Source organism: Halopiger xanaduensis SH-6 (assembly GCF_000217715.1).
GTDB classification, from domain to species: domain Archaea; phylum Halobacteriota; class Halobacteria; order Halobacteriales; family Natrialbaceae; genus Halopiger; species Halopiger xanaduensis.
Genome location: NC_015667.1, coordinates 14,530 through 41,116, shown reverse-complemented (window position 1 = coordinate 41,116; position 26,587 = coordinate 14,530). Strand labels below are relative to the sequence as shown.

Annotated in this window: 27 protein-coding genes and 3 pseudogenes; 7 read left to right on the top strand and 23 right to left on the bottom strand. The window is 55.4% G+C overall.

Annotated features, from left to right (window positions below):
- From HALXA_RS21355 to HALXA_RS22295, 4 genes are all read right to left on the bottom strand, one after another.
- Nucleotides 1-777: a hypothetical protein gene (locus tag HALXA_RS21355; RefSeq protein ID WP_013881837.1), complete on the bottom strand. Its 777-nt coding sequence runs from the start codon at nucleotides 775-777 to the stop codon at nucleotides 1-3.
- A gap of 44 nt (nucleotides 778-821) precedes the next feature.
- Nucleotides 822-1,124: a hypothetical protein gene (locus tag HALXA_RS19690; protein WP_013881836.1), complete on the bottom strand. Its 303-nt coding sequence runs from the start codon at nucleotides 1,122-1,124 to the stop codon at nucleotides 822-824.
- A gap of 178 nt (nucleotides 1,125-1,302) precedes the next feature.
- Nucleotides 1,303-1,776 carry a hypothetical protein gene (locus HALXA_RS19685; protein ID WP_013881835.1) on the bottom strand — a complete coding sequence of 158 codons (474 nt, stop codon included), beginning with the start codon at nucleotides 1,774-1,776 and terminating at the stop codon, nucleotides 1,303-1,305.
- Between the two features lie 140 nt (nucleotides 1,777-1,916).
- On the bottom strand, nucleotides 1,917-2,087 hold the full coding sequence (locus tag HALXA_RS22295; RefSeq protein WP_013881834.1) for a hypothetical protein: 171 nt from the start codon (nucleotides 2,085-2,087) through the stop codon (nucleotides 1,917-1,919).
- A 252-nt stretch (nucleotides 2,088-2,339) separates the two neighbouring features.
- Here HALXA_RS22295 and HALXA_RS21350 point away from each other — a divergent pair, with 252 nt between their 5' ends.
- Nucleotides 2,340-3,107, top strand: a complete 768-nt coding sequence (locus tag HALXA_RS21350; protein WP_013881833.1) for a hypothetical protein — start codon at nucleotides 2,340-2,342, stop codon at nucleotides 3,105-3,107.
- Between the two features lie 2,097 nt (nucleotides 3,108-5,204).
- Here HALXA_RS21350 and HALXA_RS21340 read toward each other — a convergent pair.
- Nucleotides 5,205-6,551 carry an SPL family radical SAM protein gene (locus HALXA_RS21340; RefSeq protein WP_013881830.1) on the bottom strand — a complete coding sequence of 449 codons (1,347 nt, stop codon included), beginning with the start codon at nucleotides 6,549-6,551 and terminating at the stop codon, nucleotides 5,205-5,207.
- 139 nt (nucleotides 6,552-6,690) lie between these two features.
- On the opposite strand from HALXA_RS21340, the gene HALXA_RS21335 reads away from it, so the two are divergent.
- The 5 genes from HALXA_RS21335 (at nucleotide 6,691) to HALXA_RS19645 (ending at nucleotide 12,589) form a co-directional block, all read left to right on the top strand.
- The gene (locus tag HALXA_RS21335; RefSeq protein ID WP_013881829.1) at nucleotides 6,691-7,740 is read left to right on the top strand and encodes an SPL family radical SAM protein; all 1,050 of its coding nucleotides are present in this window, start codon (nucleotides 6,691-6,693) and stop codon (nucleotides 7,738-7,740) included.
- 106 nt (nucleotides 7,741-7,846) lie between these two features.
- Nucleotides 7,847-8,995: a three-Cys-motif partner protein TcmP gene (locus HALXA_RS21330; protein WP_013881828.1), complete on the top strand. Its 1,149-nt coding sequence runs from the start codon at nucleotides 7,847-7,849 to the stop codon at nucleotides 8,993-8,995.
- 783 nt (nucleotides 8,996-9,778) lie between these two features.
- Nucleotides 9,779-10,348 carry a hypothetical protein gene (locus tag HALXA_RS19655; protein WP_013881827.1) on the top strand — a complete coding sequence of 190 codons (570 nt, stop codon included), beginning with the start codon at nucleotides 9,779-9,781 and terminating at the stop codon, nucleotides 10,346-10,348.
- Nucleotide 10,349: 1 nt separating this feature from the next.
- Nucleotides 10,350-10,934, top strand: coding sequence for a hypothetical protein (locus tag HALXA_RS19650; protein ID WP_013881826.1), 585 nt, complete (start codon nucleotides 10,350-10,352; stop codon nucleotides 10,932-10,934).
- Nucleotides 10,931-12,589, top strand: coding sequence for a ThiF family adenylyltransferase (locus HALXA_RS19645; RefSeq protein ID WP_013881825.1), 1,659 nt, complete (start codon nucleotides 10,931-10,933; stop codon nucleotides 12,587-12,589). Before HALXA_RS19650 ends, HALXA_RS19645 begins: the two co-directional genes overlap by 4 nt.
- Nucleotides 12,590-13,177: 588 nt before the next feature.
- On the opposite strand, the pseudogene HALXA_RS22580 reads toward HALXA_RS19645, so the two are convergent.
- The 5 genes and pseudogenes from HALXA_RS22580 to HALXA_RS21315 all read right to left on the bottom strand — a co-directional run.
- Nucleotides 13,178-13,309: pseudogene (locus tag HALXA_RS22580) on the bottom strand (DNA-binding protein); the annotation flags it as partial.
- A gap of 166 nt (nucleotides 13,310-13,475) precedes the next feature.
- Nucleotides 13,476-14,438 carry a homing endonuclease associated repeat-containing protein gene (locus tag HALXA_RS21325; protein WP_013881824.1) on the bottom strand — a complete coding sequence of 321 codons (963 nt, stop codon included), beginning with the start codon at nucleotides 14,436-14,438 and terminating at the stop codon, nucleotides 13,476-13,478.
- Nucleotides 14,439-14,661: 223 nt separating this feature from the next.
- On the bottom strand, nucleotides 14,662-15,522 hold the full coding sequence (locus HALXA_RS19635) for an SOSS complex subunit B family protein (RefSeq protein ID WP_013881823.1): 861 nt from the start codon (nucleotides 15,520-15,522) through the stop codon (nucleotides 14,662-14,664).
- Between the two features lie 757 nt (nucleotides 15,523-16,279).
- Complete coding sequence (locus HALXA_RS19630) at nucleotides 16,280-17,308, bottom strand: hypothetical protein (protein WP_049895641.1); 1,029 nt, start codon at nucleotides 17,306-17,308, stop codon at nucleotides 16,280-16,282.
- 383 nt (nucleotides 17,309-17,691) lie between these two features.
- Nucleotides 17,692-19,101, bottom strand: coding sequence for a lamin tail domain-containing protein (locus tag HALXA_RS21315; protein WP_013881821.1), 1,410 nt, complete (start codon nucleotides 19,099-19,101; stop codon nucleotides 17,692-17,694).
- A gap of 466 nt (nucleotides 19,102-19,567) precedes the next feature.
- On the opposite strand from HALXA_RS21315, the gene HALXA_RS21310 reads away from it, so the two are divergent.
- The gene (locus tag HALXA_RS21310) at nucleotides 19,568-19,933 is read left to right on the top strand and encodes a hypothetical protein (protein WP_013881820.1); all 366 of its coding nucleotides are present in this window, start codon (nucleotides 19,568-19,570) and stop codon (nucleotides 19,931-19,933) included.
- Between the two features lie 423 nt (nucleotides 19,934-20,356).
- Here HALXA_RS21310 and HALXA_RS19620 read toward each other — a convergent pair whose 3' ends face one another.
- From HALXA_RS19620 to HALXA_RS19575, 13 genes and pseudogenes are all read right to left on the bottom strand, one after another.
- Nucleotides 20,357-20,584: a hypothetical protein gene (locus HALXA_RS19620; protein ID WP_013881819.1), complete on the bottom strand. Its 228-nt coding sequence runs from the start codon at nucleotides 20,582-20,584 to the stop codon at nucleotides 20,357-20,359.
- Between the two features lie 4 nt (nucleotides 20,585-20,588).
- Nucleotides 20,589-20,741, bottom strand: coding sequence for a zinc-ribbon domain-containing protein (locus HALXA_RS22805; RefSeq protein ID WP_013881818.1), 153 nt, complete (start codon nucleotides 20,739-20,741; stop codon nucleotides 20,589-20,591).
- Nucleotides 20,742-20,748: 7 nt separating this feature from the next.
- Complete coding sequence (locus HALXA_RS22290) at nucleotides 20,749-20,901, bottom strand: DUF7837 family putative zinc-binding protein (protein ID WP_013881817.1); 153 nt, start codon at nucleotides 20,899-20,901, stop codon at nucleotides 20,749-20,751.
- Nucleotides 20,902-21,194: 293 nt separating this feature from the next.
- Nucleotides 21,195-21,488: a PadR family transcriptional regulator gene (locus tag HALXA_RS19615; protein WP_013881816.1), complete on the bottom strand. Its 294-nt coding sequence runs from the start codon at nucleotides 21,486-21,488 to the stop codon at nucleotides 21,195-21,197.
- A 41-nt stretch (nucleotides 21,489-21,529) separates the two neighbouring features.
- Complete coding sequence (locus HALXA_RS21305) at nucleotides 21,530-22,060, bottom strand: hypothetical protein (protein ID WP_013881815.1); 531 nt, start codon at nucleotides 22,058-22,060, stop codon at nucleotides 21,530-21,532.
- A gap of 11 nt (nucleotides 22,061-22,071) precedes the next feature.
- The gene (locus HALXA_RS19610; protein ID WP_013881814.1) at nucleotides 22,072-22,656 is read right to left on the bottom strand and encodes a DUF7437 domain-containing protein; all 585 of its coding nucleotides are present in this window, start codon (nucleotides 22,654-22,656) and stop codon (nucleotides 22,072-22,074) included.
- A gap of 175 nt (nucleotides 22,657-22,831) precedes the next feature.
- Nucleotides 22,832-23,044: a DUF3972 domain-containing protein gene (locus HALXA_RS22285; RefSeq protein ID WP_049895635.1), complete on the bottom strand. Its 213-nt coding sequence runs from the start codon at nucleotides 23,042-23,044 to the stop codon at nucleotides 22,832-22,834.
- A gap of 456 nt (nucleotides 23,045-23,500) precedes the next feature.
- Nucleotides 23,501-24,010, bottom strand: a complete 510-nt coding sequence (locus HALXA_RS19600) for a hypothetical protein (protein WP_013881813.1) — start codon at nucleotides 24,008-24,010, stop codon at nucleotides 23,501-23,503.
- Complete coding sequence (locus HALXA_RS19595; protein ID WP_013881812.1) at nucleotides 24,007-24,606, bottom strand: DUF7437 domain-containing protein; 600 nt, start codon at nucleotides 24,604-24,606, stop codon at nucleotides 24,007-24,009. Before HALXA_RS19595 ends, HALXA_RS19600 begins: the two co-directional genes overlap by 4 nt.
- A gap of 48 nt (nucleotides 24,607-24,654) precedes the next feature.
- Nucleotides 24,655-24,990 carry a DUF7558 family protein gene (locus HALXA_RS19590; protein WP_013881811.1) on the bottom strand — a complete coding sequence of 112 codons (336 nt, stop codon included), beginning with the start codon at nucleotides 24,988-24,990 and terminating at the stop codon, nucleotides 24,655-24,657.
- Entirely contained in the window at nucleotides 24,990-25,280 is a 291-nt protein-coding gene (locus HALXA_RS19585; protein ID WP_013881810.1) for a hypothetical protein, read from the bottom strand. The genes HALXA_RS19590 and HALXA_RS19585 overlap by 1 nt, the downstream gene beginning before the upstream one ends.
- 73 nt (nucleotides 25,281-25,353) lie before the next feature.
- Nucleotides 25,354-25,899 (bottom strand): annotated as a pseudogene (locus HALXA_RS19580) (hypothetical protein).
- Between the two features lie 182 nt (nucleotides 25,900-26,081).
- Nucleotides 26,082-26,521: pseudogene (locus HALXA_RS19575) on the bottom strand (hypothetical protein).
- Nucleotides 26,522-26,587: the final 66 nt, after the last annotated feature.

The following is a 26,587-nucleotide window of genomic DNA, read 5'->3' as shown; positions in this document are numbered from 1 at the left end:
TCATTCACCTCCTTTCACAATATCAACATCTTTTGGCACTGCGATCAGGTCAACATCTTCTATCTCTCGAACATGTTCATCTACAAGTGACTGAAGCGATGCGACACGAGCCTGTGCATAGGAATCATCGGATTCCGTTGGGAGGATTAAATAATCTTCATGGCCAAAGACCGTCATTTCGCCATGGTTTCGGACCTGAAGCTTGCGGTCAGGAGTTACAGAAGTTCCAGAAGATGCAATGGAGACTGAATCTCCTGTACCCTCTACTTCCTCACCAACGGGGACTTCAAGGTCAATGCCACTACTACTCATCTGGAGGTTATCCTTCTCTACCTGAACGCTAACAGGCGGCTTTGACTCGATTTGATCGACAACTGCGTATCGGGCGTTCAGTTCGCGATAGTTGGTATCAACCGGAAGCTTCCGATCGGACTCTGTAATTGGGATCGCCTGTTCTGGGCTATAATAGTCGCCACCGGCAGAAATGACGACATTCTGTTTCGAAAATGCCGAGACCGGCGCAGTCGTTAGCGTTACCACATCTTGCGATTGGTCAAGCGCATATCCTGCCGTTCCAGTCCGAGCCATCACAGGGGCATCGGAGGGAGCATCATATTCTTCCCTTGCCTCAACAAAGTGAACGGTTCCTAGTTTGAATTGACTTGGATCGGCTGCAGCAGTACCGGCCCCAGCTTCAAAACCGATGGTAAGAACACTCAGTCCAGCAGCCGACTTCAGTACGGTTCGCCGTGTTTGGCTAACTTTGTGGTCTGGCATGGATTGAAACCACACCAGTCATTTCGCTGCGAATTAATTTCTTTCTATATTCTCGGAACTATACAATTAACAGGAGACAGTGCGAGAACAAAGAGCATTTGCGAAAACTGGCTACCCCCTACCACGAACTCGTAGTTTCCGTCGCTCGAGAACAGTGTCACCTCCGCAACGACGTAGCAGTGTGTGCCGAATGCGTCGCGGCCGTACTCGAGCACGCGCGAGAGGAGAACGTAGACGTCGACTGCGAGGATGCCACTAAACTCAAAGATTCGGTAGCAGGCCTTGAGCACGTCGACGATGGTCAGCCCTGTCTCAATGCCGAGTTCGCCTCCGACTGCGTCGGCCACCGCCTCATCGAACGAGTGTGGGATATTCGATGTCGAAGGCACCGTTGCGGTTCGGCCACGCCCACGCGTCGCCAAGATGGATGAATGCCGCGACTCCGTGGGTTCGGCGCGAAGCCGTCGAAGGCGTCGCCACTCACGTAGTATACGATCATGCCGACCACTCTCCTAACTCGCCCTGTCAGCTCGGCGTCTCCGTGACCTCGTCCTCGTTATCCAGCGTCTCGCGCAGGTCCGCGTGCATGTCGAGATAGAAATGACCTGTCCCCTCGAGCCTTTTTCGTGAACGGTGTGGCAGAATATCGACGACGGCGTTTCGATTAATCAACGGGCTGTTACGGCGCTGCAGACGGTCGCAACAGTCAGGCCAGTCACCGTCCACGCTACCAGGAACGATCGACCGATGGTCGCAGGTATCGCAGTGGAACAGCTTCGCGTGAGTCTCGAGATCAGCGAACTCGATGTCGAATTTGATCCCCTCGCAGGTTGTCGTGCCCATCGTAGTCTTGAGTACGTCGGTGAACGTTGCGCGGTCATTGTGGACCAGCGACTCGAGGTCGTCGCCCTCGTACACGGCGACGGTGTGCCAACCGAACAGGAGATCGTCGGCTGCTTCCTCGATATGCAGCGCTCCGTCGACCGGGTAGTACCGCATTCGGAGTTCGCGATCGCGGTCATCGCAAAAGAGCGTCCGAGTCGTCAACTATTGTTTTCGAGAAGGGGAAAGTACTGCTCCTGAGATCGGAAACCAGCTGGTCGCCAGTTATAGATACGGTGGCCTGAAAGAAGGACCGGTCACTCGTCTTCGAGTGCTGCGTAGATCTCCGCGTGGCGGCGTCCGTCGAGCTTCCCCATTTCAAGGGCGCTCTCGCGGCGTTCGGTGTCGCTCTCGCCCGCCTGATACCGCTCATACAGCTGGCGGACCTTGTCGTCAACCCCCGTCGAAGAATCGGTGCTGGACGCCATTGCTCTGTTGGATGTACTCAGTGTGTCCCTTTCTCAGTTGCGACGAGCACACGCTCGGAAGTAAATAACTGCAGTGTCTGTGCCGACTAGACGAATCCACAAAGACAGCAATTAAAGATGCCAAAGCAACTGGGGATCTCAGGAAAGAAATAACTGTCATTCAGAATCACCCCAAGGACGGGAAGACGGTTACAAAGAGTATTAACGGGTAGGAATTGAAGGGGTCAGGCTAATTAAGATCGGTTAACAGCGATGAGTACCGAAGAGACGATTCGAAATCAACGGGAGACCCAGTTAGAGGACTATGAGAGGAATCACAATCGTATAGAAAGGGGAGAAGTTGTCACTGAGTCTCTCCCCTTTGTAGAAGGGAGAATAGCAGATAGTGCTCTCGGTGTCGGTATCTGCGAAAGTCTTCTTGGAAACCTCGATGAAGCATTGTCGTGGTTTGGTCGGGCAGCAAACCACTCGGTGAAGATCATCGAGATCGTAGATGAATACGAAGATAGCATTGAGGACTCCTATCAATGGCATCAGCCAACTCAATGCTCTGATACACTTTATGCAGCAATTCTATCCCAGCAAGATACGTATATTGATGATGCGATCTCACATACCTATGACCTCGATCACGAATGGATTATTGATAATCATTATGACTTTTCGAATGTTCTCTATCATGCATCAGCATTAGCAGCGTATCTTGATGGAAATGAATCTCAAGCTATCTCCTGGAACAAGAAACTCTCTGATCTTGATCATGAATACCTAAAGTACGATGGATTGCAGATAGCCCTTGCTGGATTAATTGAAGAAGATTCGTCTCAGTTCAGCCATGGGCTTGAAAAGATTCTCACTAATCACCATGACCAGCATGGGACGAATCCTGATGCACCAACTCAATTCATTTCAGTAGAGGGCTCCAGCTACCTCCTCCTTACAAATGATGTTGATATTGACCCAAATGATGTAGAAATAGAGGACTCTCTGCGTGATTTTCTTCTACCTGACCTAATCTAAATATACCATATTTGAATATTTTCAGACTATTTCTTTAGATGGTTTCGTAGCGAGTTTGAGGAACAAGCAATTGGGCGCGGCTCTTCCTGCGTGCGTCGAGATACTTCCGGTTGACGTTCGTTCCTTTGACCTTGCTAGGACTGCATCGATTCAAAAAACGATTCGCGGAGTCTACAGGCGGAGCAGGCCGAGCGCCTTATGACTCGAGGTGGTTCACTAAAGCGTTCAACCGGACTCTCAGGACCTGTCTCGAGAGTCGGATCCTACTCGAGCGTAGGCATCTGCAGTCACGTCTAACTCGTTGGTTGCCACAGTAAGCGACAATGGCTCAGGGAGTTGCGCCTCGAGTTGCTGGAGTGTGTGCCTGATCTCGAGGAGCGTCTCGTGAAGGTCGTCGATGGGTGGAGTCCCGTCATCGGCAGCATGTCGTTCTGGACGATCTCCCCGATTGCCATATTTTGTCTCCGGTACTGAGACATCACTCTCAACCGCTCTGTCGAAATCTGGGGCGTCGTGTGGATTGGGACCACGCTCATCGCCAGTCATCGCTCGAGCACCTCGACACCGGAGTGCTTTCCAGCTAGGTTGGCGGTTGCTTTCAGAGACTCGAGTTCATATAACTCTCGCTGGACCTGGTGGTTGATTGCATCACCAGACCATCTGTGCCCACCTGCCGTATCAGCGTGAACCTCCCATCGATTCGAGCAGAATTGTCCAGCGTATCCTAACCAGTGCTGGACAGTATCTCGGCTGATGGTTACTCGAGGACGATACGACTGACGTGCGGGACGTTTATATCCCGTCAGAAGCAATCGAAACATGGCTTTCAGATCCCGGTTATGGGATGGAAGCCACGTCTCGGGTGCTGTGACACCCGGGACATTTCAACGCATGCCCCCGCGGCTACATGGGACGTAGCTTCCAACTTGATTGTAGGCTGCTAGTCACTTATAGTATAGGGATTAGCGCTTGAGAGAAACAAAATTGCTTTGTGGCATTTATATCGAAATAGCGACGCCAGACGCTTAAGACGATTAAATTTGGTTTTGATACTCCGAGTATTCGAATTGTACTTCGAGTAGCCCAATTGGGATCGATGCGTCTTCAATCTCTACCGTAATTGAATTCGCAACCGATACTCGGTCGAATCTTTTGTAGGATATTACAGATAACTGTTACAGACGTATGTAACAGCATTTCATTGAACCCGTAAGGCACCTTATCGGGGGTTGCGCTCTTCACTGAAACTGTATTTCTCCCGGGTTCCGGGCAAGGGTACTGTCTGGAACAGGAACCTACCCTGGCCAAATCTTAGGACTGAGTTGCTTAGTGAATCCGTTCTGAGATCACGTTTCCAAGAATCCGATATTGGACTTACTTCTTAACCGATATTCTTGAACCACGCTTCGAAGCTGTCGGCAGGCATCAGTCGCTCGTTGTGCGAGTTCGTCTTCACTCGAGGGGCGAAGCACTCGAGTATACCAGTCACAGGCATCGGCGGCGAGTTCGAGCCATGCAACGCGAGTGGTGACGTATCCGTGATGACGGCCGGCCATCCAGATCGTCGCAATCGTCTCGAGTCGGTCACCGACTGTCTCGTCGCCAGACTTTGTAAACCACTCACTGCGCAGTTTGCACGCTGATACGACTGTGTTGCAGAGTTCGGTATCCACTTCGAGGACGATGTGATGGTGCTGGATCTGCTGTATCTCGAGGATCATGCATCGATGTCGTCGATGGTGAGTCGAATCTGATCCTGATGCGATACCGCACAGGCTCTCGAGCAATAGACTGTCGGCGTCTTGTTTTCACAGGCTGGATTTAGACACGCGTTGCTCGAGTTTCTGGATCGGTGAGATTGCTGCGTCATGATTTCCACACAGGCACAGTCTCAAACGCGCCTGCACCCTTCTCAGGCGCACAACAAACTACGCCGAATGGTTCGCTCTTTCTGTCTAGATGCGTGTCGCCAAGGCGACAGCGCAAAAAAATTACAGCGCCCCACCCCTATCTCCGCGCGAAAATCTCCAGTTAAAACTCACGAAATGAGGTAATTGAAAAGCAGATATCGGTACTGGAAACGCGACCTGTTCTAGACTATATTAGTTGTTGGAACGACTGGTGACTCTCCAATAGTTCAGACTGGGATGATTGACTTTCTGGTTTAATCGGCCCAAACGACTCCGGTGAAACGGCTTGTTGCATCGCCTTGAGTTTTGATTGCAGTTGTCCGCTCGTCGATCGAATGAGTTCATCGTCAGGCCATGAGTGGACGTGTAGTCCGTCAAACCGTGTTGCCACTTGTTGGACCGTATTTAGTTGTTCGAGTGCGTACTCGACCCAGTACTGACGGTCGTCACGCATTTGTTGGAGTTCTGCAGCAACTTCATCGTAGCCGGAGTCAGAAGCTGCTTCTAGACACTGCTGGAAGTTCTTTCCACGAGGGTTGATTGGTTCATGGAAGACAACGATCTCTCCCAGCGCTCGGAAGTAGCTTAGTAGCTCGTGGAAGTCGTCTTCATCCATCGTTGGATACGTTGGTGACATTGAGACAAAGACTGGCACACCTGCCTGCTGGAGTTGATCAAGAGCTTCCCAGCGCTTGATCGGCGGTGAAGCGTTTGGTTCCATCGCCTTGACAAGTGGCGCCTCAAATGACGGAATCGATGACCCAACTGTAATGCGGTCGCCAGCTACTCGGAAGAGATCAATATCGCGAACAAGCGCTGGGCTACGACTGAGGATCCGCACCGGAATGTCGTGAGTTATAAGTTCAGTCACAACGCCTCGCGTGATCTGAGCAGTTCGACGATCTTGGTAACAGTCGGTGCCGCTTGAGAGCATAACAATACCGCGTCCTCGTTTTGTTTGCTTTCGTTCACTCGGATCACGATTCTCAAGGACTTGGTGGAGTCGTTCCGGTAGATCGTCGCGATACAGTAGATAACTGCCCCAGTCAATCTGTGGGTCATTGACATCGGCTTGGTCCGTGAGCATTCCGTCTCGGTTGTCAATTGCTGGGGTTGTTGGTACGTAGCAGAACTCGCACCCATGACGGCAACCGGTTGCGACATTGATAACGTGATCACAGAGACTCTTTGTATGAAGATGAGACTCGCTCATCACCGATTTCGTCGGATCAGTATTGACACGGAGCCCGTTTTGCGTTGTACTGTCAGTGTCCATCGCACAATCCCAACAAAGAATCTCTCCTGCTGGATTGGCCGCGAACCGATCGTTGATCTCACTACTACAGTCAGCACAGAGAAGGCCTGCTTGCCACAGATCTAATCGTTCAGTCGGATCGCCGTATTGGCGCTCAATTTTACGGAGCTCGTTGAGGGTCGGCTGGCTTCCGAGCGTTTCGACTGTCTGATTGTCATCGTTCTCCACAGCATATGTTCGTTCGAACCAACTGTCGCCCGCTTCCCAAGTAAGCTCCATATGAATCGCCTCGTCTTAGTGTTCTATTCGTAACCCAAAGGGAGTGAGCCTAGTATAGTGAAAGTGAAAATAGAAGAGAAACCACTATTGACTAGCAAGAATTTTGTGCGCCGAGTGATAGTATTTCCATATTACAATAATGTCTGAGGATTACGACGAAGTACGAACTGGGGACGACCCAACGAAGGCGATCCTCAGTGAATCTGGACTTAACAGCAAGCATCTCTGTGACTACGTCGTTAACGTTGCCACTGGCTGTCGGCACGGGTGCAAATTCTGTTACGTCCCGTCAACGCCGAACATCCGTACCCGCCCAGATATGCTTGAGAAAGAGGTGGATGTGGAGAACGGCCAGAAAGAGTGGGGGAGTTATGTCCTCTACCGACATGGACTTGGCGAGCGACTTGACGCACATCTCGATCGTAAGCGGAAGTGGAACAAAACGAGACGTGGTCGCGGTGTCGTTGGTGTTTCCTTTTCTACCGATTGCTATATGGATGGAAAGGCAGGAAAAATTACGCGTAACGTTGTTCAGGCACTTACGAGCCACGAGAAGTACACGCGCGTTCTAACGCGAAATCCAATTCTTGCACTTCAGGATGTGGATGTATTTATCGAGGGTGGTGAATACGTCACGATTGGCTCGTCAATCCCTTGTATGAATGCCGATCAAGTAGCTGCTATCGAACCGAATGCCCCAGCACCGGAACACCGTCTTCGCGGACTCAAAGAATTCAACGAACATGGGGTGCAGACGTTCGTGAGTATGAGTCCAACCTATCCAACGCAGAACAAGGATGACCTTCGTGAGCAACTTGAGCGTTTGGCGGAGTGTGATCCAGCAGTTGTCTTCCACGAACCAATCAATCCCCGTGGTGGGAACTTCGAAATGACTGTACAGGCCGCTCGAGATGCAGGTCAAAAGGAATTGGCAGAGGAGTTAGACCAACTCCGTGACCGTGAGCGGTGGGTTGAATACGCGACGAATCATCTGCAGTGGGTCCAGGATATCGGTCATGAGCTAGGGTTGCCGGTGCATCTGTGGCCGGATAAACAGTTGATAAAGCACGTTTCTGATGAAGAGCAGGTGTGGTTACAATCGTGGCGCGATCGGCAGTCACCAGAGGAATTTGCGGAGCGGGAGACGCCTTCTACAGCACCACCGACGTGTCCTGTTCAAGTGGAGTAAGTCAGAACTGTCGTATCCTATTTTGGTATTGGTACAATTAATTCCTTTTTCCCAACAGAATCATATACCTACTCCCTGTATCTACAGGTAATACCTTTCCACCAGTATGCCTCTTGACGATTCTGATCCTGAGAAATGGCACATGAAGGAGCATACCGAAGTGAAACATCGGATCCTCAGGAAATACTTGACAACTTGGACTCGCATTGTGAGCAGCGCGAATCCAGAAGTCCACTATTTTGATGGCTTCGCGGGTCGAGCGAGATATGAAGATGGTGAACCTGGCTCTCCTCTTCTCGCGATTGATGTAGCAGATCGAAATGGCGATGTTTTTGATACTTTCCACTGTACATTCAACGACTATGATTTTGATAATTACGAGATTCTGAAAGATGAAACGGATAAGAAAGTTAAAGGATGCGAAAACGAAAATAAGATCAAGCATACCTGTTTCAATGAGAAGTTTGAGGAGATCGCACTACCTGTTCTAGAGTCGGATGCTTATTCTGACCTCCCCAGTATGGTTTTCATTGATCCCTTCGGTTATTCTGGTACTCCATTCAATATCATCTCTAAAATTATGAATATCCAAGAAAGTGGTAATGAGGTCTTCTTTAATTTCATGGTCGATAAAATCCGTCGCTTCTTAAATGATAACGAGAAAGCGGAAACCATAACACGAGCCTTCGGATCTGATGACTGGAAGGACATTCGGCAGTATTCGGATCGGAAAAAGCAAGAAGAGGAAATATTGAAATTATACGTATCGCAACTGAAGTCGGATGCAGATGTGGAATACGTGTTCCCCTTCCAAATGAAACACCCTGATAAAGATGTCACTTTATATTATCTAATTCATGCTACAAATCATTTTAAGGGATTTAAAGTTATGAAAGATGTCATGTTCAATGAGGGGGATGATGATAATTTCGCTTATTTAGGGTCTGACCACTATGGGTATGAAGATGAGCAAACTAATCTCTTCGAAGCTACTGCCTCCGAAGACATTCGCGTGAAAGAGCTCCGAGAACGACTTTTAGACGTATACGATGGGTCAACGGTAACTTTCGGGGATCTCCTCAAATACACGTATCGTCGAACGGACCTCGTTGAACCACACTGTCGTAGTGCCTTGGAAACCCTTGAAACAAAAGATAAGATTAGAGTTGACCGAGGTGATTCAGATCGAGGATTTAAGGAAGAGTATGAAATTGAGTTTAAACCCCAAAATCAACGACTTACTGACTTTAGTTAGTAATGTCATCTACTATTAGCACACGAGCGGATCAAGAGCATTAGTATCGACCTTTAGCCCCGTACATCTGGTTGTGTAAGCTTCTGTCTACGCAGTAGTTGACCGGTTTTCTACCAGCAAGGGACTTAAGTGGTGAGAACCCCCCATCATTGCAGATGGAGAATCGACAGAAGGCGTCGGGTCACCCGATACTCTTATTAATGATGGAGCGTTAGAACTGATTGCCAGTGGAACGGTGGGGCGATTGTTGTTTTCCCCACCAGACCCCGAGTTGAGTAGCTGAGCTGCCGTTTTTGGTTCGTGAATCAGACACTTTCACTCCGTGCCAATCCGGCTCGGAACAAGTATAAAAACCCTTCCGGTACCGGAGTGAAAGTAAAAGTATTACTCAGCATCCTCTGGGACCCAAACAGGGCTACCCGGGGGTCGGTTTTCTGCCTAACCCACTTCTAATTCCCATTTGGTGAACTTTTAAGTATCCACGAAAGATTTTTAATGCAGACACCCCTACCCGTAACTGGGTTGGTTACCCACCGTTCCACTGGCAACCTCCGCTCACCGCGACTCCGCGGGAGGAGGTCGGCGGGAATAACCACGACCGGAACGCGAGTCGAGCGACGGCGATGACCGGTACGTGCCCGCCCCTCAATCGGACCCGTTCTACTACGGGTTCCGAGTGACTACTCCGTCACTCGCGAACCCGCAGAAGGGACTGTCATAGCGGCGAATGCAGTGCCCCGGTCGGCCCAATGTCTCCGGGTCAAAGGAGACAGGAGCTCAAACATGAGCGGAAATCACAACGGTTCGACCGAAGGTACAGATCTCGACGACCTCGCTGAGTCCATTCAGAGCGGCCAGGACATCATCGAGTCCGTCGAAGAAGACATTCCCGCGAACGCCCTCGTCAACCTCGAGACTGTCGAGGACGACGTGGAGGTCCTGGAAGACGCTGTAAAGCACGCCGACGGGTCGCTTCCTGATGGCTTTGAATCGGACGTCCAAGCCGCGCAGGACGACATCAACGACCTGCAGGAGACGCTCGCGACCGGCGGTGCCGACCCCGACCTCTTCCGCGAGGTCGAGGACCTCGAGGACACCATCGAGACCATCGAGGACCGCGCCGTCGACGCTCGCGACCGCTACGGCGTGAAGGTCGACAACGAGCCGATCGAGTTCTTCGACGAGGCAACCCCGACCGCCGAGACCATCCTCGGCCGGTTCGGCAAGAATACCGACGACGCACTCGTCGAGGTCGGGACTGAGAACACCTACAGCGGCGACGACGAGGTGGACCTCAGCGACCCCGGCGTCGAACGGTTCAACAGCGAGCCCCGCACTCCGGGTAACTCCTAACATGGCCGTCGACGAAGACCAGACCACCACGGAAGTGGGCGACGGCGGCGGGCACGGGGGTAACTACAACAAGTCGTGCCCGCTACCGCCGGCCACCGTCCCGGATGAGGATCTGGACGACGACTTCCAGGGCGCCATGCACGCTCTCCAGCGCGAGCGCGACAGTGAGCACGGGCAGCCGACCGTCGTGGAGACGTACGGCAACCAGGCGCTCATCTGGCTCGGCGAGTACGAGCTTCACGCGTACAGCGAGCGGTGGGACGACCCCACCGCGGAACTCTACATCCTCGTCGACCAGTCGTTCGACGGCAGTGACCCGCACTGGATGATGATGACGCCCGCCGTCACCGTCGACGATCAGGACGCCGGCGTCATCCAGTGCCGTAATACGTTCACCAAGCCGAGCGACAGCCACTACGACAAGGTCGAAAAGGTTCTAGAGGTCGCTGACGAGGAAAGCGCGATAGCGTTCAGTTGGCGGTGGTCGAAGATGAACCGCCAGCCCGAACAGATGCGTGACCTCGCCGACGCCCACAGCATCGTGCAGTACCTCCTGCGGCTGGACGGAGCAGAGGGGGCAGCATGAGCGGACGCGACGACGCGCTCCCCGAGTCGTACCCCATTCGGGAGGCCGAGGAGTTCCACGTCGCCATCACCCAGGACGTCAAGCAGACGCTGTACGGCCACCTCCGACCGGAGTACGCCGACCGGGAGCCGGAGGGATCGGAGTACCAGCCCGACCGCTACGAGCAGGGCGTGATCGCGACGCTCACGCGTAGCACCGGCGACTCCCGGGTCACGTACATCGTTGAGGACGTCATCCCCCCGGAGACCGACGACGATGTCCACATCCGCGACGGGAGTCTGAAGCTTAGCCCGGCGTACAGGGCGCGAGCGAAAGATACCATCGAGCACGACCCGCGGAAGGGCATCGCATACTTCCACTCCCACCCCGGATGGAGCGCGTACCCCTCCAAGCCAGACTTGGAGGCCGATCCGATGCGGCTGGAGTCCGACGCCGAGTTCCTGGGCGCCGACCGCCCATTCGGCGCCGGCATCATCGCTAGCCGGCCGCGGCGGGAAACCGTGGAGCCGGAGTGGAGCTTCCGCGCCTACGACTTCACCGCTGGCACACCGCCGCAGAGGACGGAGGCGACCGCCATCCGCGTCCTCGGTGCCTCCCCGATCGAGAGGGTTAGGGATGGGCCGTATCTCGAGAAGCTCTCGACCGCGTTCAGCGCACAGGGCCCGGCCGGTCCCGGCCTCGGGACCGGCACAGTCGCCCATGACAGCACGCTGGAATTGTGGGGTGAGCGTGGGCAGGCCCGGCTCAGCGGTATCCGCGTTGCCGTCGTCGGGTGTGGCGGTGTCGGGTCGCTGCTCGCCGAGCAGGTCGCACGGCTCGGCGTCGGCGGCGCCGTGTTCGTCGACTTCGACCACCTCAAGGAGGCAAACCTGAACCGCGCCTACGGTGCGTCTCCCGAGGACGCCCGGTCGAACGTCCGGAAGGCCGAGCTCGCCCGTGACATCGCGGAGAAGGCCGCGACCGCGCCTGGCTTTCAGGCGCGAGCGGTTCACGGGAGCGTCGTCGAGCGCGGGAACGACGACTACAGCGCGCTCGGCGCGCTCCTAGACTGCGACGTGATTCTGAACGCTGCAGACCCCCACTGGGTCCAGAAAGTCATCGACCGCCTGGCGTACGCCCACCTCATTCCCGTTATCTCAGGCGGGACGCACCTCCGCGTCAACGAGGAGACGGACGAACTCGCATCGGGCGCGCGGTCCACAGTCGAGACCGCAGGCCCGGGCCTAGCGTGTCTCCACTGCCTTGAGGCGTGGAAGCAGGGCGACCGGAGTTCCGGCGTCGTCCGGGATCGCCAGCCGCCGCGAGACAGGGCTGACAACGGTGGACTCTACGTGCAGCGGGAGCCCGGCGAGGCCGACGACGGCAGCGACGAGCTGCGTGACCCGAGCGTTGTGACGACGAACGGCATGGTGGCGTCGCTGATGATGGAGCGATTCCATGCGCTCATCGTCGGGACATCAACGTCGACGTTTGCGGGGCGTCAGATCTACCGACCGAGTACGGGCGAGATGAAGTGGCTGACGACGGACGGCAACCGGCGTACCCGCTGTAAAGACGACTGCGAGAAGGCCCGGACGGTCGGGCTTGGCGACTATGTCGATCTCGATACGGGTGAAGATCCCGATCTGCGCGTTGAAAATCCAGACGCCCGCTGATCAGGAACTACTCCCTGCATTTTGCGCGGCTCAACGTCGTACTTGACGAAGCGGGTAGCGGCCAGCGGATAAACACAGGCGAGCGCGGGATCGGCTTGATCATCTTGACGATCGCCGGATGACACCGCCGGAGTTGGCCGCATCTTTGTACTTGAATCCGTAGAGATTTTTCAGGGTGTTCGGCACCCAAAGGCATTAACCCGACAAGTGTTCGTCTGAAACGGGTTTTACTAAGCTTTTCATCCCCGCATCCCTGGGCATACACTCTCTGAATACTACTCTCTACGATATGCATACGAACTCCAGAAATCCGTGTTCATATTCATCTTTCACTCTTAGTCCGCAATGCAGAGCTAAGAAACTCATTATTCTATCTTAACACCTATTGATATAGATCTAATAAACGATAGAAAAACCGTCTGTGTTCACATAGCAGCTAACAAGTGATCTACTAGTTACTCAAATCTAGCTTGGATGAGGTCGTTGCTGCGCGCGCAGCGACCGTAGGGAGCGAGCACGGAGCGGAGGGCAGGGGCGGCGGGGGTTGGGTAGGTCCGGCTCCAATCAAAAAAAGGGGACGACGACCGGCTACTCCCACCACCGGTCGCGCTCTGGGAACTGGACTTCCGACCACCGGGTGAGCGCGATCGAACACCGACCGTTGTACCAGTTCTTCGCCGCGGCCCTGAACCGGACCCGGTCACCCTCTCTGACCTCGGTGTACGTCGCTGGCAAGACACGGGAGACGAGATATGGCTCGAGACTGCAGCTCGGGACGATCGGTTAGTCGAAGCGTTCGAACAGGCCGGGTTTGAGATCGCTGACGAGTAGTAAGCTGTTGATATGATCCCCGACCACACCCCTTTCTGTTAGACCAGTAGTTTGCTCACCGCGTGTCCAGCCGCAGCGGTGAAACCCTCTCCCAGAGGTAGTGGTGTTCGACGCAGACTGTCACAAGGTTTTCTAGTTGATTTGCTCGCTCAAAGTTGACTTCGCTTTCGGCTTCGCCAAACGCACTGAGGGGCCGAATATGATGAACGTTGAGTCCTACCGAAAATTCTTCACGATGTGCTCTTTGGGTCCTCTCGCAACCGGGTGTTTGACAGGTGAAATTGTCGCGTTTGAGAGCCTTCAATCGTTGCTCCTTCCAGTTATCTCCGTATCCACACCATTCGTGCGCTGATTGATCTTTCCATTTGTAATTGTCTGGACCAGAAGGACGACCAACCGGTTCATACCCTGCTGCCCGAACTGCAGCCTGCCAACCATCCCACCGCCGGAAATAGGGACGATGTGAATACTGGCCGTGATCACTCATTTCTTGGGCGGTCGGTACTTTGTCTAACTCGTCGACAAGCCGGTGAATTTCTTCAAGTAATTCCTCATCGGAGATACGATGCCGATGATGGGGATCGTATCCGGCGGCTTGTAACGCTTCATTCCAGCTTCCAAAATGATTCTGCGCGACTTTGACCGAATACTCTCCTCTGGATCGCATTTCAGTGGCCGTCGGTGGCTTACCGTGCGGGTCTGCTAAGCTGACTATTTCGTCAAGGATTGCTTCTTTGCAAACGCGATATTCTTGAATCGGTTCGTACCCAGCCAACTGGAGTGCGTTTGTCCAACTGTCAAAACGCTCTTTGTATGTCGCTGCTGAGTAGTCCCCTAACTCGTCCATCTCTCTAATTGTCGGCGAACGTCCCAACTCGTCCTCGAGACGGTCAAGTTCAGCCAGCAGCTGTTTGTCCGGTATTCGACGACTATGGCCACTAACATGGCCTCCTAATGCATTCTTCGTCTCAAAGCGTTCACCACAAATATCGCAGATGAAATAGTCCTCATCTGTCATCTGTTGTATCCTAGGCGCTCATGCGCCCGCACCCCTTGCGGGGCCAGATAGACTCACCGAAGTCTGATGCGCTTTCACCTGATTCTTAGAATAAATCGTATTTGAGAACAGAGGTTGTGGCTGCGCGCACAGCGACTGGAGAGAGCGAGCACGGAGCGGAGGGTGGGGTGGCGGGGTTCGGGTCGGTCCGGCGCACAGCAAAAATGAAGGGGAGACACGATGGCTACGCTTCCCACCAGCGGTCACGCTCCGGGAAGTGGATCGTAGTCCACCCGGTGATTGCCAGTGAGACGCGTCCCTCGTACCAGTTTTTCGCTGCCCCGTGAATGCGCACGCGCTCACCTTCTTTGATCCACGGTGCCCGAGAGGCCTTCCAATTCGTCAGCTTCGTCCTCCCGCTATCGTCTTCGATCAACCCGACCTGCTGCTGACTGGGACAGGCAGGTTCCCACAGTTCGATGATGCGACCTTCAACGCTGACCTCGCCACGATCGACATCCTCGAGTTGCCCGATCGGAACGATCGTTCCGGCTTCGTTCAGCATCTCGTCTTTTGTCTCCATGACTGCCTCGAACAGCTCTGCACCCTCGAGGATCCGACTGGCGATGCGCTTCGCGATGACGGCTCGTGTGTAGCTACTGTTGACGTCGTCCGCCAACCGTTGCGCGAATTGATTGACCTCTGCTAGCGTCTCCTGTTCGAGTTTTGCTCGAGGATCGGCCCGTGTGTCCGTCTGCTCGTCGCGACGCATTTCGTTGACCTTCTTCCGGGTGCGCCACGCCCGACCATCCTGCTGCCCGAGCTCGGCTTGGGCACTGATTCGCTCGAGTTCGTCCTCTCGAGCCCGAATGCGCTCCTCTTGGGCCAGGGTTGCGCCGTGGATCCGATCTCCACTGGTGTCTGCGATCCCGTCTGGGTGGTTCGCATCTACTTTTGCTTGCGTCTCCTGCTCCACCGTCGCCTCGAACTCCGGCGTCTCGTCGACGACCGGGAAGCGGCCTTCATCGACCGCCTGATCGTCCGCATGTTCGAATGCCTGTTCATCGACCGTAACGACCTTGCTACTCGAGTTCTTACTAGACATTGGATCTCACTGATCCGAAGGCGCTCACGCGCCGCCACCGCGATGCCCAAACATCGCGGTTTTCCGACGACTACGACCGACAGTCACATCTGCGCGCTCTCGCTCGCGCCTTCGCGAGCGCCCTATTGGGCGCGAGCGAGAGCGCGCCTGAGTGAGGTGGCCCCAACCAGCACCGCGCGCCGATCCGCCCGGAGCGAGCGGCCAGCGGAGTAAGCCCGCTCGTGTCCGGCCCGGACGGCGGGTCCGTGTCCAGCGCGACTGTCGCCGAGCACCCGCGCCGTCATGTGGCGCGGGAAGCGCAGGCGGCATCAAGCGCTGGAACGCGAAAGCCCGCGAGGGGCGCAACCGACGGGCTTACCCGCTGGCGTCGAGGGCACATGCATTTTAGCCCGGCAGCCCGCCCGCGACTGCAGGCAGGCAGCCCGGAATGGTCGGTCGCGAAACGGCGAACGAAGTGAGCCGTGTGCGACGCGGAGGGCGGCAGCGGCGAGCGGGGCGTGCCGGTCGCTACGATTGAACCCCAACCTAACGGTGGCTGGCTGATTTCTCCACGTTGGTGGGACTAAAAGGGGCTGGCAGGCTCGAGGAACCCCGCCGACGCAAGCACCGCAACCTGAGAGGAGCGCAGCGAGGCGCGGGACTCGAGCCTGCCAGGGGCTTTCAAACAAGTATTCTTTAGAATTCTCAGTAGACAAAGTGACACTTCGACGAGTAAACCCAGGATAGCAACACGATCTACTCTACGTGATGACCGACCTCACGGATCTCGGCAATCCTCCGCTGCTTCCGCCGTCTTATTCAGCGTATCTTCGCCTTTCTCTACGACATCACCGGCATCAACTCCATCACCTCCAAAGAGGCCGTCATTACCACCGCCACCGCCCAAGATCCCATCACTGCTGCTGTCACCATTGTCAGCATCATCTGACTCGAGGACTGTATCACCGCATTCTGTAAGGTCAGCTGCTGCAGATTCCAACGCTTCTGATGCCGTCGACGCGTTCACCTCGTTCAGCATCTGTTCCACATCGGTATCGTACTCCGCTGCGACCACTTCCAGATCCTCCCGGCTCAACTTGGTTCCCATCTCTCCGGCCTGCCGCAGCAGGTTCGAGGTCATGGTTGCCATCGACGTCCGATATGTGACGTGGACCTCACTCATCGCCAAGGCCCAGCACCGGTCACCACACATGTACCGCAATCGGTACAACCCGACCTGGCTGGCCTTGTTCGCCGTGAACCGTGTCCCCACGAACGCCGGCCGGTAAAACGCCCCAGTCGAGATCAACGCCGCATCCACCCCAAACATCAACGTCGCAAATTGGTAGTCCTGGATCGCCGCATCCGTCCGCTCCTCCGAGGCATTACATGCTGCCTCACTCATTTGATTGTAACTTCCGACCAGCGGCGCATACTTCGTCACATCACCTGTCCCACTCCGGATATCCGCAAACGGCTCGACCGGGACCTGTCCATTGAACTCGTTCGCAATCTGCGCCCCGTAATGCGCCCGCCGCACCGCGTTGTCCATGTCGGACCCATTCTCCTCGAGCGCGGACTTGTTCACGCGACTGGTGTAATTTTCTTCAAACGCACAGTGTTTGTCAGCCGTGTCAAGGAGGAGGTCACGGCGTTCGGACTCGTTCTCCGGCAGATCATTGTAGAATCCGACAACCAAATCTTTGACTCTCTCCCGCTCCGAACTGTTCAGTCCAGCTCCGTCAGCACCGAGATCGTCACTGTACTCTGTAAGGTTCTGCCCCTCCTTCGGCCGATGCATCGTCATATCCGGTTCACCGGAGTCTGACGTATCATCCGCCGCAGTCTCTACCGCCACTGTCGTTGCTTCTTGGGAGTCAGACGCACTGTCTGCTCCTGGATTACTTCCTGTACTACATCCCGCAAGGACCAGCATCACGGCGACCACGATAACAGCTATCTGGCTCCTGAAACAGTTCTGGTCAAACATGAACAGTTTCCAATCCCCCAACTGTATACTACAAAAGAAATCATTGGGAGAGAATATACCTATCGACTGGTAACACATTCCTTATATTGTAGAGAAATCTGATGTTGATGAACCAGAAGCGGACAGGTGAGATAGATTATGACGCTGTCTAGTCCCAGAACTCAGAGAGCAATGAGATAGAGTATATTGCTGGCTGAGGATTAGTATTCCCGGTTGATGACAGTCTCGCCGTCAGCGTTCGTCACGATAATGGTATCTCCACTATTGTTCCATATTGCGCTCCCAGAGCCCCAATATAGCTCTGTATCGGTATCTGATCCACTTCCGCTGTAGATAATCACAGATTCGCCTGCATCGAGTGTGAACCCAGATGGGATGTGGTACGTGTGGTCCGCATCATCAGATATAGTCCAGCCAGTCATATCCACAGACGAGCGTCCCTCGTTCGTAAGTTCGATGTACTCATCATTTAGGTTCTCGTGGTCGTTGCCATTTGCATCAGCATGGATGGTTGATACTACGATATCACCGTCTTGACTGCCGCCGTCGCCAGATGGTGGACTTGAGGACCCGGAGTAATCCCAGACGCCTACATTGTTGTTTTGTGCCTCGGATTCTGCCGATTGGTGGGTTGAACGCTGTGAGAACTGGCTATCATACATCCGTGCATATCCATTCTCGATGAGTCTGAGATTGAACGACGTTGACGAAGACTCAGACTGGTATGCATACACGAGTAGGCGATCATACGTACCACGTCGGTCGGACTCCTCATCCACCTCGATGTATATCTCTTCGCCAGCAAGACGCTCTTCTGCATACTCGCTGGCTTCACTACCCCATTGCTCTAACCACTCTCGTCCGTCCGCGTTATCCGGGATACCTTCCCACTCTGTTGGGTCTGTGTTCCCAGCACTAGTCTCAGGTGTATCGACGCCCAGCAGACGGATTGTGTCTGTGCTGCCATCAGGCATCCGAACGTCCATCGTGTCTCCATCTGTTACAGATAGAACTGTAACCGTCCATGAGGTTTCCTGGCCGCTATCTGTAGATTGATCAGAAGAATCGGACGTAGAGTCGTCAGGAGACTCACTCGTGGTATCACCAGAAGAGTCGTCTCTGGAGACCTCAGAAGGTGAATCCGAGCTATCTCCTGATGATGTGCCTGATGAATCGTCCGATGACGAACCTAGTGAATCCGTTGATTCGTCTGTTGATGAGTCTGATGTAGAGTCGAGATCGCCAGATGATGGTTCAGATGTAGAATCAGGAGAATCAGTCGAATTAGATGGTGATGGTGGTGTTTCCACACCTTCCGTTTCTTGTGTATCGGCTGCGGGAAGTAGTGCCCCGCCAACGACAAATCCGACAATGATGAGTCCGATGAATGCACCGCGCCCTACTGTACTCAGGTCAGGGCCACCAGCTGAATCAATAGCATCTGTGATGAGTGGGCGAGTTTTGGGAATTAGAAGTAGAGATGTGACGATAAGAATTGGCCCGCCAAGCAACCCTAATCCTCCTTCGAACATGCCGCCAAGACCTCCCAGCAACATGAGGATGCCAAAACCATAGACACAGATTTTCTTAAGTTTAGAATCCTCTGACATAGGATACACATATGCCTACTACATCTTTAGTTCTACTAATAAATAAGTGAATACGTGTGATCCTGTAGTACTGCAGCAGAATGGATCATATATGGACGCCGACTCGCCCGAAGACAAGCGGATGTCTACCGACGTTGACAATGCAGTAATGCCTCGGAACGACGAGGTTGAAGGATAGCCGCGATGGATGTTGAGACCACCGGCGGGATGAGCCGGTGGTCGTGGGTGCCCCCAACGATCGGACCGTTGGAACAGTGACGAGGAGGACCTGTCTTCGGGCCAAAGGACCTGTCTGGCAACGACAGATGTCCCCCATCCCCCTCGTCATTTATCAGTCGGTCAGTGATGGCCATAGGTACACTGGCCAATATATTTGGTATCTAAATCTCGAGCGCGTCAACACTCTCACGAGTCAATTAGAATCAGAGGAGACAAAAATCAAACACGGGGAATCAGAACACCCTGTATGGTCAAACCCGAATATCAGGACCTTGTCCGGTTGATTCACGACCGCGCCGGCAATACATTTCGATCAGCATTCAGTTATACTGCCGATGACTGGCAACCATTGTATCTCCGAGACGATATCGCGACGAAAGAACTCCATGACGTACTTCCACAGCTGATCGACCGTGCGCGAACGATCGAACCAATCGTTCGTGAAGAGGAGTATCCAAAAATAGGTGCAGCCCAAGCATCGGTGGAGCTGCACGAACATGGCGTTCTAATCCACTTTCGAGAAAGCGAAAACGAAGGTGTCGCTGTCTCACTCGAACGTGAGGCAGCACGGGAGTTGGCGACGTTCATTGATAGCTGCACGGAGCTCTTGTGACGGGTTCTGATAACCTCTCTCAATATCAAGTAGCAGCAAAAACACCGCAAGGAGACGGTGTATCGGTGGTTATGGTAGGTGGTGGGGTGGGTGTCCATCCGGGGGGACGGACGATGGTGGGTGATATGTTGATCGTGGGATGATCCCGATCATCCGCGGCGAGGTCCCTGTCGTTGGTCTGGGCCTCCTACCGAGATCCAGTAGGTAGTCCCCCTCGCCACATCCGGATTTGATTCCAACTTAGAATAAATCTGGTGGCTGGTACACCTGCTAACGCCGGAGCTCATCGAATTTTTCTACTTTCGATAGGCCTGGAGGAACCGTACGAGCTGGTAATCAAGGCGGAACTCGAGAACGACTTCGAGAAGGAGATCGTTCACGGCCGACTCCACCCGGAAATACATCGCTGGCTATCCAGGAGCGTCACGTTTCCGGGTGGTCGTACCGGTCGAACCGGTACTTGCCTGTCCGCATGACCCAGTACTGGTCGTCGAACTCGAGAAGATCGTCGTTACTCACTGCCTCTGAGAGGAGGGCGGGAATATCGGTATCAGTGCTACTGTGATCCGCTACCAAGTCCTCAATATCGTCGACAGTGCATCCTGGATTCTCCGCTACAATCTCCAATATTTGCTCGTAGTGTTCTGGCATGAGGTCAGGGAATCTGATACTGGACGATCGCGTCTGCGCCGCATGCAGGACAGGTTTCGGTATCGCTGTCGACGGTGGTACCGCAGTGCCGGCACTCGGACACCACTTCATTCCGGCTCACCAGATCCAGTAGCCAGTTCACAGCTACAAACAGCATAGGGTGGTCACTCCGGGGTCACGACGTCGCGGCATTCAGGGCACTCAGCGTATACTGTCGGTCCGGTCGCTGTCTCGTACTCGAGGATCACGTTGCTGGATGTGATCTCGGCGTGGCAGAACGGACAGGTGCCGAGCGATGGCGAGTTTGTCGTGGACATACGTTGAAGCTACTGGTGTGAGGGGAAGAGCGTGTGACTGCGACAGAGTGGTAGTAGTATGGTTCCCCCTCTACCGTTGGTTTGTCCGTGGTGCTGTATATAGGCGATCCAACCACGGTGAAACTGAAACTAATGGCCCTCATCAGCTATCAGTTCCAACAACAGACTGTCCAGCCGATAACGGCATCCCATCGAGACCGTTGTGATACTATTAACCAACGGAAGACGAAGACTCGAGCGATTGTTGGTTAAGACGGTACCCCTCTACTCCGACTTCCGCAATGGATACGTGACTATTCCGCTGTTGAGAGCAGTTCGCCGACGTACTGATCTTCCCACTCTCGGCGGGCTTTGAGTTCACGCCGGCCACGAGCAGTGATGGTGTAGTAGTTTGTCCGTCGATCGAGTTCTCCCTTCTCGACGAGGCCTTTGTCGACGACAGTATCGAGATTTGGATAGAGCCGGCCGTGATGAATTTCTTTCTCGTAGTACTCTTCGAGTTCGTCTTTGATCGCGAGTCCGTGTGGCTCGTCCTGGCCGGCGATCACGTACAAGAGGTCCCGCTGGAATTTTGTCAAATCGAACATATCGGGGTTTCTGTCTATCCGAGGATAAGGATTCCGCAACCTCAGGTGATCTCGTCAATCAGTTCGAATCCATCTTTCCACTGAACACGGTTCGCGAACCCATTCGCTTCGAGAGCGGATACAACGCCTTCTCCAGCATCGGTATCGGTTGTTACGACGCAGACAAAATCGCTTTCTCCCGTATCGAGCAATTCAACAGTGACTGCAGCGAGTGCAGTGTCAGTTTTTTCAATCGTATCTTCGGCTCTGTTTGACGAGTGAGCAATGAACGTCCGCACGTCGTCCATCACCCGTGAAACGACACTGTTTGTGTAGTCTGGTTCACCTGCCACCTTGACCCAGCCTGCTTCGATAGCGCTGTTGATCGGTGTCTGTCCCGGCGTACTTCGATCTGGCGCGCCACCAAGTTCGTCATAAACACGCTGGGGAATGACGAATGTAAGGTCGTTTCGTCGAGCGAATCGCTCGAGTGCAGTGTACTTGTTGTGCTGCTGTCGCCCACACGCAACGAACAGTCCCGTATCTGCAACCCACGCTCCTGACTCCTGAAACACGTCAAACGACTCAGTCATCTGTTTCGCTTTTAGTCCTCAGCTTCTGGTGGCTGTTCACGGGCGTTCCGAATCTCGTCGAAATACGGATCGATTGACTTCATGTCTAGGACGACATCTCGCAACGCCTGCAGTACAGCGACACCAAACGCATACTGGAAATCAAGCTCTCGAGCCGCCACTCGTTCCGACAGTTCACCTTCCGTGTACGGGATGGCATACGTGAGGGCAGCGGCGAGCTTTCCAAGTCCATATTTCTCGAGCAAGAGATCTAGATCCTGATCTCGAGGGGCTCGACCGAACGCTTCAATGAGCGTTGGAGTAACCGTATACTCATTCCCATCCAGATTCGCAGTGAGTGTGATCGGGACTGCCGAATAGGTGTGCGTCTTTTGTTCCTCGTCTCGAGTGAGCACTCCGAGCTCAACGAGTGTGCTAGTGTCGGAATATGCTGTCGTCCGTGGCATATCCAGCTTGGCCACGATATCGTCGATAGTGATCTCCCCTTCTCGAAGGATGAAGGTGTAGAGCCGTGCGAGCCGCGGCTCCTCCAATAGCTGTGCGACCGACAACAGACCGTTGACGGCTCGCTCGGGATCGCCGGCAGCTTTCGACATACAATTCATGATTCGTGTATTAGGCAATAACGCTTGGGGTCATACCGCCTCTTGATTCCTGAGAACTGAAGGATCGTCTTCTGGATGACTCCAAGGTGTCCCATGAGCTGCGTGTAGTCATCTTCGAACTCTCCACCAATTCTGGAGGTGATAAACCCAACCAACGGTGCAGAAACTACTTCTCTCCCCCAAGTAGCCGCTTCGTCCGGTTCCAGATCGAGTCCGCACCGTCAGCGACCTCAGTGTCCTCGACCGCCGATGACTGATCACGGTCTTCGAGTTGCTCCTTACGGGCTGTAAGCGCCTCTCGAAGGGCCTGATTCTCTGCTTCGAGTTCCTCGATGCGCTCGTCTTTCTGCTCAAGTGTCGTCTCGAGGCAGATACACACTCGCTTAAACGTCAACCGTGACGATCTCTTAAGTAGTGTCGAACTGACCGAGTTTTCTACCCCTACGAGCAAGCCGACCCAGAGCTTTAGCGATGAGAACGGGAGCTGACCACAGATCGCCTTCTCGACATTGAGATGCTCGAGACTAGTACTTGTTAGTATCCGGAAATTTTCATTAGGTCAGCCTAAAATGGGTGATTGCGGTGGGAAGATCAGTTGCGTCCACCACGCCCACACCTCAGGACCCACCTCGCTGCCGACGAACGTCTTGCACCGTCGTCCGCGGTGCTACACTAACCGATTCGAACGTCAGAGAGGTGGGGATCACCGGTTCCACATACCGGTGATCTCCACGCCCCTCATTACTATCAAAACGAAAATCCAGTAGAACAGAAATAGATCTCTGGTGGTACAGGCTGATTCTACAGGTAGAGTAGGCCTATATCTGGAGAAGCGTCAGCTATCCCCTGCGACCAAGTCCTCAATGAACCGAAAGCCATTCACGAACGTCACTGAGTCACCGTACCCCTCGCTCGCTAGCACGGTTTCGGCCCCTTCACCGGCCGCGACGTCGGTCGTGTAGATATACACCTCGGTCGCCGTTCCCGCGCTGAGGTGTTGGGCAGTTAGGGCGGCGAGGGCGGCGTCGGCACGTTCGACCTCGTCGGCGGGTCGGTCGTCGGCGTTCGCGATGTACCGCTGGACGCCGTCCATCACCCGCGAGACGACCGGCTCGGAGAACTCGAGCGGCGCCGCAACCGTCGCCCAGCCCTCGTCGATCGCGGCGTCGATGGGTGGCGCCTCGACGTCGGGCTCGTCGATGGTCAGCTCCTCGTACACCCGTTCGGGCAGGACGAATGTGACGTCGTTCCGGCGAGCGAACCGCCGAACGGCCTGATAGCGGCTGTTCGAGGGCTGTCCCATCGCGACGAACAGGCCGGTGTCGGCGATGTGGAGCCGGCTCACACGTCGTCAGCGCCGTCGCCGTCGTCGATGTCCAACTCGTCGAGTCCTGCCCCTGCCTCCTCGATGTCGTAGTGTTCGTGGACGACGGGCCGGAGTGCCTGGAGGATCATCTCCGCAGCCAGCGGCGAGATGTCAAGATCCTCCGCCATCAGCCGGTGGGTCACTTCTCCACGCTCACGAGCGACGGCGTAGGTGAGCGCGGTCGCGAGGCCGGCGACGCCGTGGCGGTCGATGTAGGTGTCGATGTCGGCGTCCGTCTCACGGCGGCCAACGGCGTCGATGAGCGCCGGCGTGATCGTGTATTTGCGGTCGCCCGCGGCGGTCGTCACGGTCAGGTCGATCTCCCGGGCGGCGTACCGGCGTGGCTGCTTGTCGTCGGTGACGTCGACGACGCCGGCGTCGACGAGCCGGTTGACGTAGCTGTAGGCCGTCCCCTGGGCGAGCTCAAGGTCGTCCATCACGTCCTGGACGGTCGCCTCCCCCTCCCGAGCGAGGTACGCGTACAGCTGGGCGAGCTGTGGTTTCTCGAGGAGGTCCGCGACCGAGAGGAAGTCCTGGACGATGTCGCCGTCGGCGCGGTTTGAGGTGCGTGACACGGTGGTTATTGATTACAGTTTACAGCGAATTAGTAAAGAGTGTTGGGGTCACTCCGCCGGCGTCGCGACGAGATGGTCCTCGAGGTCGCGCGTCCAGTACGTCGCGAGGCCACCCGGATTACAGCGAGCGCACAGCTGCAACGGACCTTCCAGATGCCCGACTTCGACCCGGAACCGCGTCAGTGCCGCGAGCGTGTCGACGACCAGCCCACAGCTGTCACAGGCGACGTGATCGCGCTCGTCGGGATCCGGCTCCGTCTGAATCGCGCAGTCGACACAGATCGGGTGAGTGACCCGTTTGTCCTGTCCCCAGGTGTGGGCCTCGCCAGTCTCGGTGCCGGGCGGGGCGTCGCAGAACGCACAGCCGACGAGGGTCTGCTGCATCACTCGCCCTCCGCGTCGGCGTCGCGGCCGGCCGTCCAGCCACGGTGGAAGACGGCTAACTGTTTCGATGAGTCGAATGCGGTGCCGCTCGGCTCGTGAACCAGAACGCGATCTTCAGGAACCGGAGTGACGACGTCCGCGTCGATGAGGTCGTTGATCAGGTTCTGGGCCGTCCTGTCGTCGACGTCCGCCGTATCGGCCCCGGCGGCGTCGCGGTCCTGGGCGAGCTGTTCTTTCTCGAACTGTTCGTGGTCGCGACTCGTGTCGTCGTGAGGATCGGGACCAGGCATAATGGGTCACGCAGCACTCATGGTCACGCGCTGCACGCCTCCCGGCGCCGATAAACAGTCGGGAGTGACAGCGTCAGTCAGGTCGTGGATCGCGATAGCCGATGACGGCGACGTCGTCGATGAACAGGACGCCCTTCATGAAGTCGAGCTTGGTCAGGCTGTGCTGGTAGAGGTTATGCTGCCCCAGATAGTTCACCGGCACCACCAGACAGCCGAACTCGATTTTCGGCCGGCCGTCTTTCTGGGTGCGGTACCCCCTCTGGAACTTGAGGAGGTCGTCACTGACGTTCTTCCGCTCGCTCTTCTCGACCTCGATGGCGATGCGGGCGTCGGCGTCGTAGAGGTCGACGCTGTAGTTAAACCCCTGATGCGATCAGAGCTTACAGTTCGGGTTGTAGCCGCCGGCGGCGTCCCCCTCGTACTCGTACTGCGAGAGCCCGTCAGCGATCGCGGCATCGAACCCGCCGACCTCCGTGTGCTTCGTCGAGCCGTCGAAGACGCTTGCCGGGACGGCATCGACGGCTGCCCGAATCGACGCCAGCACATCGTCCGGAAACGCCTCGGACGAGGTTTGGGCGCGGCGCTCGCTCAGTTTGGTGACCTCCTCGACGACGACCATACTCGCTCTCGAGGAGTAGCGGCCCGATAAAACCCGTCGCGACGGCCGCTCGAGCCGACCGGCCGCTAGGCCCCACTCACTCGAGAAGTCGGGCGGTGGGTGGGGACGTGGGAGTGGATCCAGCCCCAACGTTAACCAACACCGTGTCGGTATCGGTTCGGAATGTTGGTTAAGCCTAACCGCTACGGCGTTCGGAGCTCTCGAACTGGCTTCACGACAAAGGTGTCTGGCTCGCTGGCTGCTCTCTCACCTGTCCGCTCCGCCGTCGTTGATGCCGACCGCGTGAGCTGAGTGATGAGCTCGTCGCGAACGGTTCGTCGAGGGACGGTGGTCTCGTGCCAGCCCAGTCGGTCGGCGAAGTGCCGCTTCTGGAACTGCTCGCCGACGTTGTCGGCCGCCACGTACTGCGTCCGCGTCGACCGCCCGACCTGCCGGGAGATGAAGACGGCTCCCACGGTTTCGTGCGTGAGTTCGACGAGAGCACATTCCACGAGGGCGACGACCGACGCGTGATCCCGGTCGGTCGGAACCGTCACCTCGAGGTCCGCCCACGCGCCTCACCGTCAGTGGTAGTTCCTGCGTGATCCGCTGCTCGTGTCTTGCTGCGTCGTTCCGAAGCCATCATCTATCGGGGGCACGTGATGCGCCCCGCCACCCCCTCGCGGGGGCGACAGACACCACAAAAACA

Excerpts from the sequence above, each read along its gene's own strand:
- HALXA_RS19585 (WP_013881810.1), bottom strand. The coding sequence starts at position 25,280 with ATGCCTGGTCCCGATCCTCACGACGACACGAGTCGCGACCACGAACAG.
- HALXA_RS21340 (WP_013881830.1), bottom strand. The coding sequence starts at position 6,551 with ATGGAGCTTACTTGGGAAGCGGGCGACAGTTGGTTCGAACGAACATAT.
- HALXA_RS22290 (WP_013881817.1), bottom strand. The coding sequence starts at position 20,901 with ATGTCCACGACAAACTCGCCATCGCTCGGCACCTGTCCGTTCTGCCAC.
- HALXA_RS19635 (WP_013881823.1), bottom strand. The coding sequence starts at position 15,522 with ATGTCTAGTAAGAACTCGAGTAGCAAGGTCGTTACGGTCGATGAACAG.
- HALXA_RS19650 (WP_013881826.1), top strand. The coding sequence starts at position 10,350 with ATGGCCGTCGACGAAGACCAGACCACCACGGAAGTGGGCGACGGCGGC.
- HALXA_RS21335 (WP_013881829.1), top strand. The coding sequence starts at position 6,691 with ATGTCTGAGGATTACGACGAAGTACGAACTGGGGACGACCCAACGAAG.
- HALXA_RS21315 (WP_013881821.1), bottom strand. The coding sequence starts at position 19,101 with ATGTCAGAGGATTCTAAACTTAAGAAAATCTGTGTCTATGGTTTTGGC.
- HALXA_RS21325 (WP_013881824.1), bottom strand. The coding sequence starts at position 14,438 with ATGACAGATGAGGACTATTTCATCTGCGATATTTGTGGTGAACGCTTT.
- HALXA_RS19610 (WP_013881814.1), bottom strand. The coding sequence starts at position 22,656 with ATGTCGAAAGCTGCCGGCGATCCCGAGCGAGCCGTCAACGGTCTGTTG.
- HALXA_RS21310 (WP_013881820.1), top strand. The coding sequence starts at position 19,568 with ATGGTCAAACCCGAATATCAGGACCTTGTCCGGTTGATTCACGACCGC.
- HALXA_RS19645 (WP_013881825.1), top strand. The coding sequence starts at position 10,931 with ATGAGCGGACGCGACGACGCGCTCCCCGAGTCGTACCCCATTCGGGAG.
- HALXA_RS19685 (WP_013881835.1), bottom strand. The coding sequence starts at position 1,776 with ATGCGGTACTACCCGGTCGACGGAGCGCTGCATATCGAGGAAGCAGCC.
- HALXA_RS19630 (WP_049895641.1), bottom strand. The coding sequence starts at position 17,308 with ATGACGATGCATCGGCCGAAGGAGGGGCAGAACCTTACAGAGTACAGT.
- HALXA_RS19615 (WP_013881816.1), bottom strand. The coding sequence starts at position 21,488 with ATGTTCGATTTGACAAAATTCCAGCGGGACCTCTTGTACGTGATCGCC.
- HALXA_RS21355 (WP_013881837.1), bottom strand. The coding sequence starts at position 777 with ATGCCAGACCACAAAGTTAGCCAAACACGGCGAACCGTACTGAAGTCG.
- HALXA_RS19655 (WP_013881827.1), top strand. The coding sequence starts at position 9,779 with ATGAGCGGAAATCACAACGGTTCGACCGAAGGTACAGATCTCGACGAC.
- HALXA_RS21350 (WP_013881833.1), top strand. The coding sequence starts at position 2,340 with ATGAGTACCGAAGAGACGATTCGAAATCAACGGGAGACCCAGTTAGAG.
- HALXA_RS22805 (WP_013881818.1), bottom strand. The coding sequence starts at position 20,741 with ATGCTGTTTGTAGCTGTGAACTGGCTACTGGATCTGGTGAGCCGGAAT.
- HALXA_RS21305 (WP_013881815.1), bottom strand. The coding sequence starts at position 22,060 with ATGACTGAGTCGTTTGACGTGTTTCAGGAGTCAGGAGCGTGGGTTGCA.
- HALXA_RS21330 (WP_013881828.1), top strand. The coding sequence starts at position 7,847 with ATGCCTCTTGACGATTCTGATCCTGAGAAATGGCACATGAAGGAGCAT.
- HALXA_RS22295 (WP_013881834.1), bottom strand. The coding sequence starts at position 2,087 with ATGGCGTCCAGCACCGATTCTTCGACGGGGGTTGACGACAAGGTCCGC.
- HALXA_RS19620 (WP_013881819.1), bottom strand. The coding sequence starts at position 20,584 with ATGCCAGAACACTACGAGCAAATATTGGAGATTGTAGCGGAGAATCCA.
- HALXA_RS19590 (WP_013881811.1), bottom strand. The coding sequence starts at position 24,990 with ATGCAGCAGACCCTCGTCGGCTGTGCGTTCTGCGACGCCCCGCCCGGC.